This window comes from Chlamydia trachomatis A/HAR-13, assembly GCF_000012125.1.
Taxonomy (GTDB): domain Bacteria; phylum Chlamydiota; class Chlamydiia; order Chlamydiales; family Chlamydiaceae; genus Chlamydia; species Chlamydia trachomatis.
Genome location: NC_007429.1, coordinates 507,567 through 521,562, shown reverse-complemented (window position 1 = coordinate 521,562; position 13,996 = coordinate 507,567). Strand labels below are relative to the sequence as shown.

Genomic DNA, 13,996 nt, shown 5'->3' with positions numbered 1-13,996 from the left:
TCCTAAAGGAGGAAGGAGCTTTTTTTTAACAGGAGTTTTCCTCCGGTAGGTATATGGAAAAAGATAGTTTATCCTCCCTTGGACAAAAATGGGATTACCCTAAGCATAATGAGGTCTTTCTAAAGAAGATCTTAAAAGAGTTTCATCTTCATCCTGCGATTGCTCAAGTGCTCATATCTCGGGGATTTCAGTCTATCCAAGAGATTCGAGATTTTCTGTATCCCCAGCTCTCCTCATTGCACTCCACCTCTTTGTTCTTAGATATGGAGAAAGCTGTAGCACGGTTACTCCAAGCTAAAGCAAATAATGAGCACGTGATGATCTATGGAGATGGGGATGTAGACGGTATAACAGGCGTGACCTTGATCGTTGAATTTCTACAAATACTTGGAGTGAAAACAAGTTATTGCTGTTCCGGGACATTGTTTAAACAACATGGAGAGACAGCTTCTTTAATTTCTCAAATGCTGCAGGATGGTATTTCTCTTTTAATTACTGTGGATTGCGGTATCACAGCAGGGAAAGAGGTTCACGCTATCAATAAACAGGGTATAGACGTGATCGTTACGGATCACCATATGCCTACAGGGAAGCTTCCGCATTGCGTTGCAATGCTAAATCCTAAATTAGATAAAAATCCTTATCCAAATAAAGAGCTTACAGGAGTAGGAGTCGCGTTTAAATTGGTATGCGCAACCTATGAAGAATTGATCCAGCAGGATGCTTCTTGGAAAGACAAAATAGACCTTTTGCGTTTTTTAGATTTGGTAAGTTTGGGGACGATTGCAGATGTAGGGAGGCTTTCAGGAGAGAATCGTATCTTAGTTTCTTATGGAATTAAAGAAATAGCAAAAGGAAAACGATTAGGCTTAAAAAAGCTGTGTTCATTATCAGGGGTTGATAAGTCTGAGGTATCGTCGACCAATCTAGGAATTAGAATTACTCCAAAACTCAATAGTTTAGGGAGGTTGGCAGATTCAAGTCAGGGTGTAAAGTTACTTTTGTCTCATGATCCTAAAAATATTGGAACGATCGTCTCAGAGCTTTCTGCTGTAAATCAAGAGCGTCAGCGAATAGAAGCCGAGGTACTGCGCGATGTGGAAAGGATTCTAGCTGCGAATCCTAAGCTTACAGCTCAATCAGCTATTGTATTAGCTTCTCCTAATTGGCACTCTAGAGTAATCCCCATTATTTCTGCTCGTTTAGCGCGTACCTATAACAAGCCAGTAGCAATTATTGCTCTCCAAGATGGGATAGGAAAGGGATCTTTACGTACTATAGGATCTTTCCCTTTATTAGGAGTTCTTCGTAAATGCGAATCCTTTTTTCTATCGTATGGCGGGCATGATTTCGCTGCCGGGCTTATGATCAAAGAAGATCAGGTCGAGGGATTCAGGAAAAAATTTATTCATCTAGTGAGTTCTTCTTTGAGAAAAGATGATGCAATGCGTACGCTTTCCTTAGATGTTGGGATGGATTTCTCTCGCATCAATCGGGATTTAATTGCTTCTATGGAGCTTCTTGAGCCTTTTGGAAAAGGGAATGTATCCCCAGTCTTCTATACAAAAGCCATACAGGTGCGTTATCCAAAGTTATTAGCCGGGAACCATGTCAAATTGTATTTGAATAGTGGGGAGAGAAACTTGGAGGGGACGGCTTTCGGTCAGGGGGATAAGATTAGTCTACTCAAAGCGAATTGGAATATACCTTTGGATATCGCCTATACGTTACGTATTATGAGGCGGTCGGCTCGCGGAGCAATTCGTTTGTTGATTCAGGATTTTCGTATACAGATTCCTCGGTTGTAAATCCTTAACCCTGAATTTGTTTAGTGGTTTCGATTGGGTTTTTAGAAGTCTGTATTATCCTCTCTAGTCGTCTCAGAGTAGGGGAGAGGACAAAATCTCTCCTATTGTAAAAAACTTTACAAAACTTTGTTTCAAAAATAGCATTTATTTTTAACAAACCGCTTGATTAATAAGTTTTTTGTTGGGAAAATGTTACCTTCTCTTTTTAAGGATTTTGCAATTTTTCAGTAAGCGCTCGCTAAACTAGGAAGAGAGAATAGAGTGGAAAGGGCTTGTCCGACTTAGAGATTCAATAAGCATAGCTCTAAGAGACTGGGTTAGAAGGTCACAGAGCCATTATTCACAAGACAGGCCAAGATGAGAGGATTTATTTTTAAGTGGACGAGGGAGGACTAAACAGTCGTATGGAATGCTTACAACAAGATACAGGGGTCGAAGCAGAACAAGTTCAAGTTCAGCAGCAAGAAGAGAATGCTGTTCCTGTTACTTCGCAAAGAGTATCGATTACTCAGGCTGCCAAGTTGCATAATGTGACTCGTCAGGCTATCTATGTTGCTATTAAACAGAAGAAATTAAAAGCATCGAAGACTACTCGTTGGGAAATAGATTTGCAAGATCTAGAGGATTACAGACGTAATCGTTATTCACGAGCTAAATCTACTTATCAAGGAGAGCTTCTGTTTGATAACGAGAAAGGCTTTTATTCCGTGGGACAAGTGGCGTCCATGCTGGATGTTCCTGAACAGAAGATTTACTATGCTACACGCATTGGTGCTATGAAAGGAGAGCGTCGGGGATCTGCTTGGGTCATTCACGTTTCGGAAGTAGACAGATATCGAAACGATTATCTGAAGAAGGAAGCTGAGCGCAAAGGGAAAAGTCTTGCAGCCATGAGAGAGGGTTTTGAGGCTTTGGGCGCAGATTTGCTGGCAGACGCAGAAAATTTTATCTCATAGAGATAGAGCCTTCTCTGTAAGGGCACAGCAGGGGAGAGCTTGGGCCTCCTCCGGAATTCCGGAGGGGGGCTTTTTTTTTGTTGAAAAAGAGCTCCGAAAAACTCGTTATTTTAGTTTTGTTAAAGTCGCCAAGAATGAATCTCTCTGGTATCGTTTAGGAACATAGGGCTTTGAACGGTCCGATTTTATGCCTGATTCATAGGACAGGAACCCGGGACGGGGTGTTCATTTCATAAAGATAGAAAAGTTTCCTTTCCTGGGTTAGTAGCGAATGACTGTCCAAAATGTACGCGTTAGAGTAGCCCCTTCTCCTACAGGAGATCCTCATGTGGGGACTGCTTATATGGCTCTGTTTAATGAGGTTTTTGCAAGAAAATATAATGGGCAAATGATTTTGAGGATTGAAGATACGGATCAAACTCGAAGTCGGGACGATTATGAAGCAAATATTTTCTCCGCCCTCAAGTGGTGCGGAATTCGTTGGGACGAAGGTCCAGATGTTGGAGGAGCTTATGGCCCTTATCGGCAGTCCGAACGCACAGAGATTTACAAAAAATACGCAGAGATCCTCTTACAAACAGATTGTGCGTACAAGTGTTTTGCTACTCCTCAAGAATTGCAGGAAATGCGGGCGGTTGCCAGTACTCTGGGGTACAGAGGAGGATACGATCGCCGGTATCGTTACCTATCTCCAGAGGAAGTTCGACAAAGAGAAGAGCAAGGACAGCCTTATACCATTCGTTTGAAAGTGCCTTTGACGGGAGAAAGTGTTTTTGAAGATCAATGCAAAGGTTGTGTCGTTTTCCCTTGGGCAGATGTTGACGATCAAGTTTTGGTTAAATCAGACGGGTTCCCTACGTATCACTTTGCTAATGTAGTTGATGATCATTTGATGGGGATTACCCATGTGTTGCGAGGGGAAGAGTGGTTAAGTTCTACACCTAAACACCTTCTTCTTTACGAAGCTTTTGGGTGGGAGCCTCCGCAGTTTTTCCATATGCCGCTTCTTCTAAATCCTGATGGAAGTAAGCTTTCCAAGAGAAAGAATCCTACTTCTATTTTTTACTATCGGGATGCTGGATACAAAAAAGAAGCGTTCATGAATTTCCTGACCCTAATGGGGTATAGTATGGAAGGGGATGAAGAGATTTATTCCATGCAGCGTTTGATAGAAGCGTTTGATCCTAAACGAATTGGAAGATCCGGAGCCGTTTTCGATATCCGTAAGTTAGACTGGATGAACAAACACTATCTTAACCACGAAGGATCTCCAGAGAGTCTCTTACAAGAATTGAAGGGGTGGCTCTGGAATGACGAGTTTTTATTGAAAATTCTTCCTCTCTGTCAATCACGTATCACTACGTTAGCCGATTTCGTTGGGTTAACCAGCTTCTTTTTCACTGCGATTCCTCAATATAGTAAAGAGGAGTTATTGCCATCTTCGCTTAAGCAAGAGCAGGCTGCAGTCATGTTGTATAGCCTAGTGAAGTATTTAGAGAAGAAGGATCTATGGGAGAAAGATTTCTTCTATCAAGGATCTAAATGGTTAGCAGAGGCTTTTCAAGTGCATCATAAGAAGGCTGTAATCCCTCTGCTATATGTGGCTATTACTGGTGCAAAACAGGGACTTCCTCTTTTTGATTCGATGGAATTACTAGGTAAGGCTAGGACGCGAGCACGGCTGACCTATGCTCAAAATCTATTGGGAGGAGTATCCAAGAAAGTGCAGCAGCAAGTCGACAAAGCGTTGCAGGATCAGCCTCTTGAAGACATTAGATTTTTAGACTTCTAATTTTGAGACAATTCTTCAAGACTTGATACACAGGGTGGTGCTTTGGTAAAGAAGGTCATTTCAAATACTGCTTGAGCTAGAGAGAAATCTAAGGTTCGGGCGTGTTTGAAAAGAGGGGAGCACTTCTGGGCTAAGATGTACTCCCTTTTCGGGGGTTCATAGGAGCACCCTTGTGTCAGGAGGGCAGCAGTAGCTACAATAAAAAGGAAAAATCTTTTCATTTTTTCATCCCTCCGATTCTTGTATTATATAGTTAGTCTGTTTGTTATCTATAGTTTAGATAGATTTTAGTTTTAGTTTATTTATTCTATCGAAGTTTGTTTTGTTTGTAGGCAAACTTATCTCTTTGAATCCGAGCTGTTTATTATTTTATTTTGTTTGCTTTGATTTGCTAATTACCTGTTATTAGACGATTTGTTTTAAAAAACAATTGATATAATTTTTATTTTATAATGTAATATTGTCTATGAGGGCTAGTTTCTTTTATTGTTAAAAGAATTGCTTTTATCGATAAAAGAAACTTCAAGAGCCCTTTTCTAGAAAGGAGTCTGGAAGTTATGAAAAAAACTGCTTTACTCGCTGCTTTATGTAGTGTTGTTTCTTTAAGTAGTTGTTGTCGTATCGTTGACTGTTGCTTCGAAGATCCATGCGCACCTATCCAATGTTCACCTTGTGAATCTAAGAAGAAAGACGTAGACGGTGGTTGCAACTCTTGTAACGGGTATGTCCCAGCTTGCAAACCTTGCGGAGGGGATACGCACCAAGATGCTAAACATGGCCCTCAAGCTAGAGGAATTCCAGTTGACGGCAAATGCAGACAATAGGTAGCGCAAGTTAAGAGCCTACCCACAACAGATGTAGTTAGTAAGGAAGTTGGCTTCCTTACTAACTATTTCGGCTAACAAGAAAATGTTGAGGGTAAAAGTTAGTTAATAACAATTTGTACCCGATGGCAGACAAAAAATAATCTATGCGAATAGGAGATCCTATGAACAAACTCATCAGACGAGCAGTGACGATCTTCGCGGTGACTAGTGTGGCGAGTTTATTTGCTAGCGGGGTGTTAGAGACCTCTATGGCAGAGTCTCTCTCTACAAACGTTATTAGCTTAGCTGACACCAAAGCGAAAGACAACACTTCTCATAAAAGCAAAAAAGCAAGAAAAAACCACAGCAAAGAGACTCCCGTAGACCGTAAAGAGGTTGCTCCGGTTCATGAGTCTAAAGCTACAGGACCTAAACAGGATTCTTGCTTTGGCAGAATGTATACAGTCAAAGTTAATGATGATCGCAATGTTGAAATCACACAAGCTGTTCCTGAATATGCTACGGTAGGATCTCCCTATCCTATTGAAATTACTGCTACAGGTAAAAGGGATTGTGTTGATGTTATCATTACTCAGCAATTACCATGTGAAGCAGAGTTCGTACGCAGTGATCCAGCGACAACTCCTACTGCTGATGGTAAGCTAGTTTGGAAAATTGACCGCTTAGGACAAGGCGAAAAGAGTAAAATTACTGTATGGGTAAAACCTCTTAAAGAAGGTTGCTGCTTTACAGCTGCAACAGTATGCGCTTGTCCAGAGATCCGTTCGGTTACAAAATGTGGACAACCTGCTATCTGTGTTAAACAAGAAGGCCCAGAGAATGCTTGTTTGCGTTGCCCAGTAGTTTACAAAATTAATATAGTGAACCAAGGAACAGCAACAGCTCGTAACGTTGTTGTTGAAAATCCTGTTCCAGATGGTTACGCTCATTCTTCTGGACAGCGTGTACTGACGTTTACTCTTGGAGATATGCAACCTGGAGAGCACAGAACAATTACTGTAGAGTTTTGTCCGCTTAAACGTGGTCGTGCTACCAATATAGCAACGGTTTCTTACTGTGGAGGACATAAAAATACAGCAAGCGTAACAACTGTGATCAACGAGCCTTGCGTACAAGTAAGTATTGCAGGAGCAGATTGGTCTTATGTTTGTAAGCCTGTAGAATATGTGATCTCCGTTTCCAATCCTGGAGATCTTGTGTTGCGAGATGTCGTCGTTGAAGACACTCTTTCTCCCGGAGTCACAGTTCTTGAAGCTGCAGGAGCTCAAATTTCTTGTAATAAAGTAGTTTGGACTGTGAAAGAACTGAATCCTGGAGAGTCTCTACAGTATAAAGTTCTAGTAAGAGCACAAACTCCTGGACAATTCACAAATAATGTTGTTGTGAAGAGCTGCTCTGACTGTGGTACTTGTACTTCTTGCGCAGAAGCGACAACTTACTGGAAAGGAGTTGCTGCTACTCATATGTGCGTAGTAGATACTTGTGACCCTGTTTGTGTAGGAGAAAATACTGTTTACCGTATTTGTGTCACCAACAGAGGTTCTGCAGAAGATACAAATGTTTCTTTAATGCTTAAATTCTCTAAAGAACTGCAACCTGTATCCTTCTCTGGACCAACTAAAGGAACGATTACAGGCAATACAGTAGTATTCGATTCGTTACCTAGATTAGGTTCTAAAGAAACTGTAGAGTTTTCTGTAACATTGAAAGCAGTATCAGCTGGAGATGCTCGTGGGGAAGCGATTCTTTCTTCCGATACATTGACTGTTCCAGTTTCTGATACAGAGAATACACACATCTATTAATCTTTGATTTTATCGATGTGTAGGTGCCGTCCAGGGATTCCTGGGCGGCTTTTTTTTGTTATCTATATGAAAATAAAAGAGTTCATTTTCGGTCTCAGAGCATATTCTAGATGGGTTTTTGAAAAAACAAGTGTTTGTGTAGACTCCCTGCTCACAACCAAAAAAGGAATGTAAAATATGAGCACTGTACCCGTTGTTCAAGGAGCTGGATCTTCCAATTCGGCACAGGATATTTCCACTAGTTCTGCACCATTAACACTGAAAGAGCGTATATCGAATCTTCTATCTTCCACTGCATTTAAGGTGGGATTAGTGGTGATAGGACTACTTTTAGTGATTGCTACTTTGATATTCCTAGTTTCGGCAGCTTCGTTTGTAAATGCCATCTATCTAGTAGCTATTCCTGCTATTTTGGGATGCGTGAATATCTGCGTAGGAATTTTATCCATGGAAGGACACTGTTCTCCGGAGAGATGGATCTTATGTAAGAAGGTATTAAAGACTTCAGAAGATATCATCGATGATGGGCAGATAAACAACTCTAATAAAGTGTTTACTGATGAGAGGTTGAATGCCATAGATGGGGTAGTGGAATCTCTATCTAGAAGAAATAGTCTGGTGGATCAGACCCAATGATAAGAGATTGCTCTATAGGCAAAAGATGATAGCAGCAGTTTTTATGGATGATCTGCTGAGAGATGATGTATGGAAAGGGAGGAGGAAAGAGTTCTCCTCCCAGATTTTATTGAGCTGGAGTTTATGATATAGATTTTAGAAGGATCATATCCTTAACGATGTTCACACTTTCTTCCATTTGCAGATCGTTGCTTCCAAACGATCGATCCTGTTTGTTTGTTTTTTTCAAGTGTTGGACAAAAATCTCAAAGTTTTTGTTTTTTTCAAGACGTTCTTGGCTATTGTGAGCAAGCTGAGGAAGCATTTCTCTCCAAACCAGTTCTGGTTTTTGTAAATGTGGAGAATAGTATTTTTGAAACCAAGGACGGATGTTGATATCTAGGTCTCCCAGGTTGTCATTGATCACATTTTCGTATTGATCAGCTGGTAGAGCATACTCTAAAAAGCGTTCTCCGAGTTTATCTTCTGCATAACGTGAGGGGATAACAATGTCTGATTTCACTCCTTCGAGTTGTGTGGATTTTCCCGAAGGAGAGTAATATCTCCCCACTGTCACTTTAAAGAAATCTTCTTGACTGTTGCTTCCAGTGATAGTCTGATGTTGGATGGTTCCTTTTCCATAAGTTTGTTGATCTCCCACGATCAGGGCTACTCCGTAATCCTGGAGTGTTTGTGCAACAATTTCTGCTGCCGAAGCGGAACTTTTAGAAACCAAAACAGCTAGCGGCCCATCATAAAATTTTTGAGGAGAAATAGTGCGGTAGCGTTTTACCGAACCATCTGCATAGCGGGAGACAACCACAACCCCATTCGTTAAAAATAACCCAGACACTTTGATGGCTTGAGATAAAAATCCTCCCGTATTCTCTCGAATATCAAGAACTAAGCCAAGCAGGTTTTTTTCTTGTAATTCTCGAATGGCTTTACGTAGATCTTGTTCGCTCGATACTTGGTTTTCTCCTTCATAGAAAGAGTGCAAGGTGATCTTACCGATAATGCCATTACCGTACGGCTCGTAAGACACGTCGACACGACGACTATCTAAGAGAATTTTTTCACGACGTAACTGAATGACGTGGTCATTATTTTGTCTGTGGATATCTAAAGTAACGGAGGATCCTGGAGAACCTCTTAGAGAATCTAAAACCCCGGGGAAAGGGGTGTTTTCAATATTTTTCCCATTTACACGGTAAATAATATCACCTACACGAAGGCTACCCGTTTTATCAGCAGGGCCTCCAGCAAGGACTTCTTTAACCACAACCCCATCAATATCTTCTTTAAGCACGACTCCTATGCCACACATGCCTTTCTCCAGCTGAGCTCTCATGGATAGAGCTTCTTCCTGACTAAAGTAGGCGGTATGCGCATCTAGGCTGTGAGCAATAGATTTGATAATACGAACATGGAAGCTATTGGCCTCTTCCTCTGGAGACATTCTGTATCCATGATCGTTAATGCCGATATAAGGATTTTCATGGTTTTCAATCTGGCGGATACAGAGTTTAACTAAAGCATGTTCTTTCCCTTGATAACGATTTTTTGCTGCATCTTCTAAATAGATAGATGCGTAGGAAAGAAGAAGATCGTATTGTCTTTGCTTTACTTCTTCAATTGAAGAAGCCCAAGCGCTTGGTTTTTTCTCAATAGTATGAGACATGGCATCTTGAATTACTCGTATGGAATCAGTGAGCCAGGATGAGCGCCATTCTCTGGCTCGAGAAATACTTTGTTGGATACAGGTATCTAATTCCTTGAAAGAAGAAAAGTTATCTTCTTGATATTGCTTAAATAGGGGACGTGTTGCTTCTTCTGAAAAAGCGTGGGAGAAGACCTCGTCTTGAGTAAGGTACGCTTTGTGAGAATCAAAAGAACGAACATAATCTTCCAAAGATCGAGAGAGAATGTAAGGAGAGATCTGTTGCGTATCAATATGATGTTCGACTAGTTTATCTACGGTTTTGCGGACATCTTGTCGTCGAAGAGGCTCTGCTGAAAACGCAAGTTGTGGAAATAGGGTTAAAACTAGCAGACAAAAGCGAGCGAATCTCATCATTACGAATATCTCTATTAATCGTGATTATTCGTATCTTCGACAGGAGTTCCGCAAACTTGAGTCGGTATTTGTTGTATAAAAACCCAAGTACTTGGTTGTTTACCTACTCGCTCTGAAAAAAAACTTTTTTTTCTCAGAAAGGAAAGGTAACGGAGGGTTATTTTTCTTTTGTGACAAGAAAATTTATATTGGAAAATAGTGGAAGAGGAATAGGTCTGTGAGATAGCCAGTTCTTCACATTATAGATAAGAGCCATAAGAAAGATGCAGAGTGCTGAAAAGGCTAGAAACATCCCGATGACAAAAAATGCTCCAGCAAAAGGAATAGTGGTTTGAGGAAAAAGACCAATAATAAACAGGACTGCCGAACACAGCGTGAACAAAAGGCTGCAGGTTAGCATTGCGGTATTTCGAAAAAACGTAACACGTTGATTTTGCGGCGATACCGGAGTTGAAATTTGTGAATATTCTTGAGTAGGATTCACAACAACTTTCATGATACAAGTCTTGTTTTCAAGTTTTTGAACTAACAGTATTCGAAGAAAACATTTTATCAGCAAGGATTTAACTCTTTTTTTATTAATTATTTTTAGGGAAGGCTTGTTTTAAGAAAATCTTTTGGAGGAAATGTTTTTTAATAAAATTGTTATAGAGATCGATAAACTCTTACTAGACCTAGAAATAACCCCTTGCAAACAAAGATATTCTTATTCTATATTTCCCTGTTTGTAAGAGAGGTTGAATCGAGAAGAGTACATGCCGACGATTAATCAGTTAATACGTAAGAAGCGTCAGTCTGGCGCAACTAGAAAGAAATCTCCAGCTTTACAAAAGTCTCCTCAGAAAAGAGGGGTCTGTCTTCAGGTAAAAACTAAAACTCCGAAGAAACCTAACTCAGCTTTGCGTAAGGTTGCTTGGGTTCGTTTGTCTAATGGACAAGAGGTAATTGCCTACATCGGTGGAGAGGGTCATAATTTGCAGGAGCACAGCATCGTTTTAGTCCAAGGCGGAAGAGTTAAGGATTTGCCAGGGGTGCGTTATCACATCGTCCGAGGTGCTTTAGATTGTGCTGCCGTAAAAAATAGAAAACAGAGCCGTTCTCGCTACGGCGCAAAGCGTCCTAAGTAGGCTGGTTCCCTAAACCTAAAGAAAAGAAATACGAAGAGGTTGAGTTTATATGTCAAGACGACATGCGGCTGAGAAGAAGGTCATTCCAGGCGATCCTGTTTACGGGAGCGTAGTCTTAGAAAGATTTATTAACAAAGTAATGTTGCACGGGAAGAAGAGCATCGCTAGAAAGATTGTTTACGGTGCTTTAGAGCGTTTTGCTAAAAGATTAGGCTTAGAGAATCCTTTAGAAGGATTCGAAGAAGCTTTGGAGAATGCGAAGCCTGTTCTTGAAGTGCGTTCTCGCAGAGTTGGTGGTGCTACTTACCAAGTTCCTGTTGAAGTGGCTCCTGATAGAAGAAGCTGTCTTGCTATGCAATGGATTATCAAGCATGCTCGTTCTAAGCCAGGGAAATGTATGGAAGTCGGTCTTGCTAATGAGTTGATCGATTGCTTCAATAAACAAGGGGCTACGATTAAGAAACGCGAGGACACCCATCGCATGGCTGAAGCAAATAAAGCATTTGCTCATTATAAGTGGTAAGATAACGTTTAACATTCGTGTGTGAGAGGCAAAAAAGTTCGATGAGCGATCAAGAGTTCGGTTTAGACGCGATTAGAAATATCGGTATCATGGCGCATATCGATGCAGGTAAAACAACAACAACAGAGCGAATTCTTTTCTACGCGGGAAGAACTCATAAGATCGGTGAGGTCCACGAAGGTGGAGCAACCATGGACTGGATGGAACAGGAGCAAGAAAGAGGAATTACCATTACCTCTGCTGCTACGACCGTTTTCTGGCTGGGTGCAAAGATTAATATTATTGATACTCCTGGGCACGTTGACTTTACTATTGAGGTAGAGCGTTCATTGCGAGTTCTCGATGGTGCTGTTGCCGTTTTCGATGCTGTTTCTGGAGTCGAGCCTCAATCCGAAACTGTTTGGAGACAGGCGAATAAGTATGGAGTGCCTCGGATTGCTTTTGTAAATAAAATGGACCGTATGGGCGCGAATTACTTTGGCGCTATCGAGTCCATGAGAGAAAAGCTGGGAGCTAACGCTATTCCTGTTCATTGTCCAATCGGTTCTGAGAGCCAATTTGTGGGAATGGTAGATTTGATCTCTCAAAAAACTCTGTATTTCCTTGAAGAGACTCTAGGAGCTAAATGGGAAGAGCGCGAGATTCCTGAAGATTTGCAAGAGCAGTGCGCAACGCTGAGAATGCAATTATTAGAAGAACTAGCTACCGTTGATGAAAGCAACGAAGCCTTTATGGAGAAAGTGCTGGAGAATCCAGATTCTATCACAGAAGAAGAAATCCATACTGTAATGCGTAAAGGAGTGATTGAAGGTAAAATCAATCCAGTTCTTTGCGGAAGTGCTTTCAAAAATAAAGGTGTTCAACAGCTTCTTGATGTTATTGTGAAGTGGTTGCCTTCTCCTCTTGATCGTGGGAATGTTCGTGGGATTAATTTGAAGACTGGAGAAGAAGTCTCCTTGAAGCCTTCAAAAGACGGTCCTTTGGCTGCTTTAGCATTCAAAATCATGACTGACCCTTATGTTGGACGTATTACTTTTATCCGTATTTACTCTGGAACTTTGAAGAAGGGTTCTGCCATTCTTAACTCGACCAAAGATAAGAAAGAGCGAATCTCAAGACTTCTGGAAATGCATGCTAACGAGCGAACCGATAGGGACGAGTTTACTGTCGGAGACATTGGTGCGTGTGTAGGGCTAAAATTCTCAGTAACAGGGGATACTCTTTGCGATGAGAACCAAGAGATTGTGCTAGAACGTATTGAAGCTCCAGAACCTGTGATTGATATGGCAATTGAGCCTAAGTCTAAAGGGGATAGAGAGAAGTTAGCTCAGGCTTTGAGTGCTCTCTCTGAGGAAGATCCAACTTTCCGAGTTTCTACTAATGAAGAAACAGGACAGACGATTATTTCTGGAATGGGTGAATTGCACCTAGATATTCTCCGTGATCGTATGATCCGAGAGTTCAGAGTTGAAGCTAACGTTGGTAAGCCACAGGTTTCTTACAAAGAGACGATCACAAAAACAAGTAACAGTGAAACGAAATACGTTAAGCAGTCTGGTGGTCGAGGACAATATGCTCACGTTTGCTTGGAAATTGAGCCAAATGAACCTGGAAAAGGAAACGAGGTTGTCAGTAAGATCGTCGGAGGGGTAATTCCTAAAGAGTACATCCCAGCTGTAATTAAAGGGGTCGAAGAGGGATTAAATTCCGGAGTGCTGGCTGGATATGGATTAGTCGATGTCAAGGTAAGCATTGTGTTCGGATCCTATCACGAGGTGGACTCTAGTGAGATGGCCTTTAAGATTTGCGGATCGATGGCTGTAAAAGAAGCTTGTAGAAAAGCTCTTCCTGTGATCTTAGAGCCTATTATGAAAGTAACGGTTATTACTCCAGAAGATCATCTTGGAGATGTGATTGGAGACTTGAATCGTCGTAGAGGTAAGATTTTAGGTCAGGAATCTTCCAGAAACATGGCGCAGGTCAGCGCAGAAGTTCCTTTGAGCGAAATGTTTGGATATATGACCTCATTGCGATCATTAACTTCTGGTCGAGCTACGTCGACTATGGAACCTGCATTCTTTGCTAAAGTTCCTCAGAAAATTCAAGAAGAGATTGTTAAGAAGTAAGGAATATATGAAGCAGCAAAAACAAAGAATTCGGATTCGCTTGAAAGGTTTTGACCAAGGGCAACTCGATCAGTCTACAGCAAATATTGTTGAGACTGCTAAAAGAACTGGAGCTCGTGTTGTTGGTCCAATTCCTCTACCAACAAAGAGAGAAGTGTATACGGTGTTGCGATCTCCTCACGTAGATAAAAAATCTCGTGAGCAGTTTGAAATTCGTACTCACAAACGATTAATTGATATTTTAGATCCTACAGGAAAGACGATTGATGCTTTGAAAATGTTGTCTTTGCCTGCTGGAGTAGATATTAAGATCAAGGCTGCCTAATTCTTTTGATTTAAA

General features: G+C 41.1%; 13 protein-coding genes. 10 read left to right on the top strand and 3 right to left on the bottom strand.

The window, feature by feature from the left end:
- The first annotated feature begins 53 nt into the window (after positions 1-53).
- The 3 genes from recJ to gltX all read left to right on the top strand — a co-directional run bounded on the left by recJ (position 54) and on the right by gltX (position 4,556).
- Positions 54-1,808, top strand: a complete 1,755-nt coding sequence (gene recJ, locus CTA_RS02410) for a single-stranded-DNA-specific exonuclease RecJ (protein ID WP_009871803.1) — start codon at positions 54-56, stop codon at positions 1,806-1,808.
- 404 nt (positions 1,809-2,212) lie between these two features.
- On the top strand, positions 2,213-2,764 hold the full coding sequence (locus CTA_RS02405) for a helix-turn-helix domain-containing protein (protein WP_009871802.1): 552 nt from the start codon (positions 2,213-2,215) through the stop codon (positions 2,762-2,764).
- 271 nt (positions 2,765-3,035) lie between these two features.
- Positions 3,036-4,556, top strand: a complete 1,521-nt coding sequence (gltX, locus tag CTA_RS02400) for a glutamate--tRNA ligase (protein ID WP_009871801.1) — start codon at positions 3,036-3,038, stop codon at positions 4,554-4,556.
- Here gltX and CTA_RS02395 read toward each other — a convergent pair.
- Entirely contained in the window at positions 4,553-4,777 is a 225-nt protein-coding gene (locus CTA_RS02395; protein ID WP_009871800.1) for a lipoprotein, read from the bottom strand. The genes gltX and CTA_RS02395 overlap by 4 nt on opposite strands.
- 336 nt (positions 4,778-5,113) lie before the next feature.
- Here CTA_RS02395 and CTA_RS02390 point away from each other — a divergent pair, with 336 nt between their 5' ends.
- The 3 genes from CTA_RS02390 to CTA_RS02380 all read left to right on the top strand — a co-directional run bounded on the left by CTA_RS02390 (position 5,114) and on the right by CTA_RS02380 (position 7,824).
- Complete coding sequence (locus CTA_RS02390) at positions 5,114-5,380, top strand: small cysteine-rich outer membrane protein (RefSeq protein WP_009871799.1); 267 nt, start codon at positions 5,114-5,116, stop codon at positions 5,378-5,380.
- A 146-nt stretch (positions 5,381-5,526) separates the two neighbouring features.
- The gene (omcB, locus tag CTA_RS02385) at positions 5,527-7,188 is read left to right on the top strand and encodes an outer membrane complex protein OmcB (protein WP_009873002.1); all 1,662 of its coding nucleotides are present in this window, start codon (positions 5,527-5,529) and stop codon (positions 7,186-7,188) included.
- Between the two features lie 177 nt (positions 7,189-7,365).
- Positions 7,366-7,824, top strand: coding sequence for a cysteine-rich outer membrane protein (locus tag CTA_RS02380; protein WP_011324736.1), 459 nt, complete (start codon positions 7,366-7,368; stop codon positions 7,822-7,824).
- A gap of 121 nt (positions 7,825-7,945) precedes the next feature.
- On the opposite strand, the gene CTA_RS02375 is transcribed toward CTA_RS02380, so the two are convergent.
- Together CTA_RS02375 and CTA_RS02370 are read right to left on the bottom strand one after the other, a co-directional pair.
- Entirely contained in the window at positions 7,946-9,880 is a 1,935-nt protein-coding gene (locus tag CTA_RS02375) for a S41 family peptidase (protein ID WP_010725198.1), read from the bottom strand.
- A gap of 157 nt (positions 9,881-10,037) precedes the next feature.
- Positions 10,038-10,376 carry a hypothetical protein gene (locus CTA_RS02370; protein ID WP_009871795.1) on the bottom strand — a complete coding sequence of 113 codons (339 nt, stop codon included), beginning with the start codon at positions 10,374-10,376 and terminating at the stop codon, positions 10,038-10,040.
- Between the two features lie 259 nt (positions 10,377-10,635).
- On the opposite strand from CTA_RS02370, the gene rpsL reads away from it, so the two are divergent.
- Genes rpsL through rpsJ form a run of 4 tightly spaced genes read left to right on the top strand, consistent with a single transcriptional unit; the run spans position 10,636 to position 13,981 of the window.
- Complete coding sequence (rpsL, locus tag CTA_RS02365) at positions 10,636-11,007, top strand: 30S ribosomal protein S12 (protein WP_009871794.1); 372 nt, start codon at positions 10,636-10,638, stop codon at positions 11,005-11,007.
- Positions 11,008-11,056: 49 nt separating this feature from the next.
- Positions 11,057-11,530, top strand: coding sequence for a 30S ribosomal protein S7 (gene rpsG, locus CTA_RS02360; protein ID WP_009871793.1), 474 nt, complete (start codon positions 11,057-11,059; stop codon positions 11,528-11,530).
- A 41-nt stretch (positions 11,531-11,571) separates the two neighbouring features.
- Positions 11,572-13,656, top strand: a complete 2,085-nt coding sequence (gene fusA / locus CTA_RS02355) for an elongation factor G (protein WP_009871792.1) — start codon at positions 11,572-11,574, stop codon at positions 13,654-13,656.
- A 7-nt stretch (positions 13,657-13,663) separates the two neighbouring features.
- Positions 13,664-13,981: a 30S ribosomal protein S10 gene (gene rpsJ / locus CTA_RS02350; protein ID WP_009871791.1), complete on the top strand. Its 318-nt coding sequence runs from the start codon at positions 13,664-13,666 to the stop codon at positions 13,979-13,981.
- Positions 13,982-13,996: the final 15 nt, after the last annotated feature.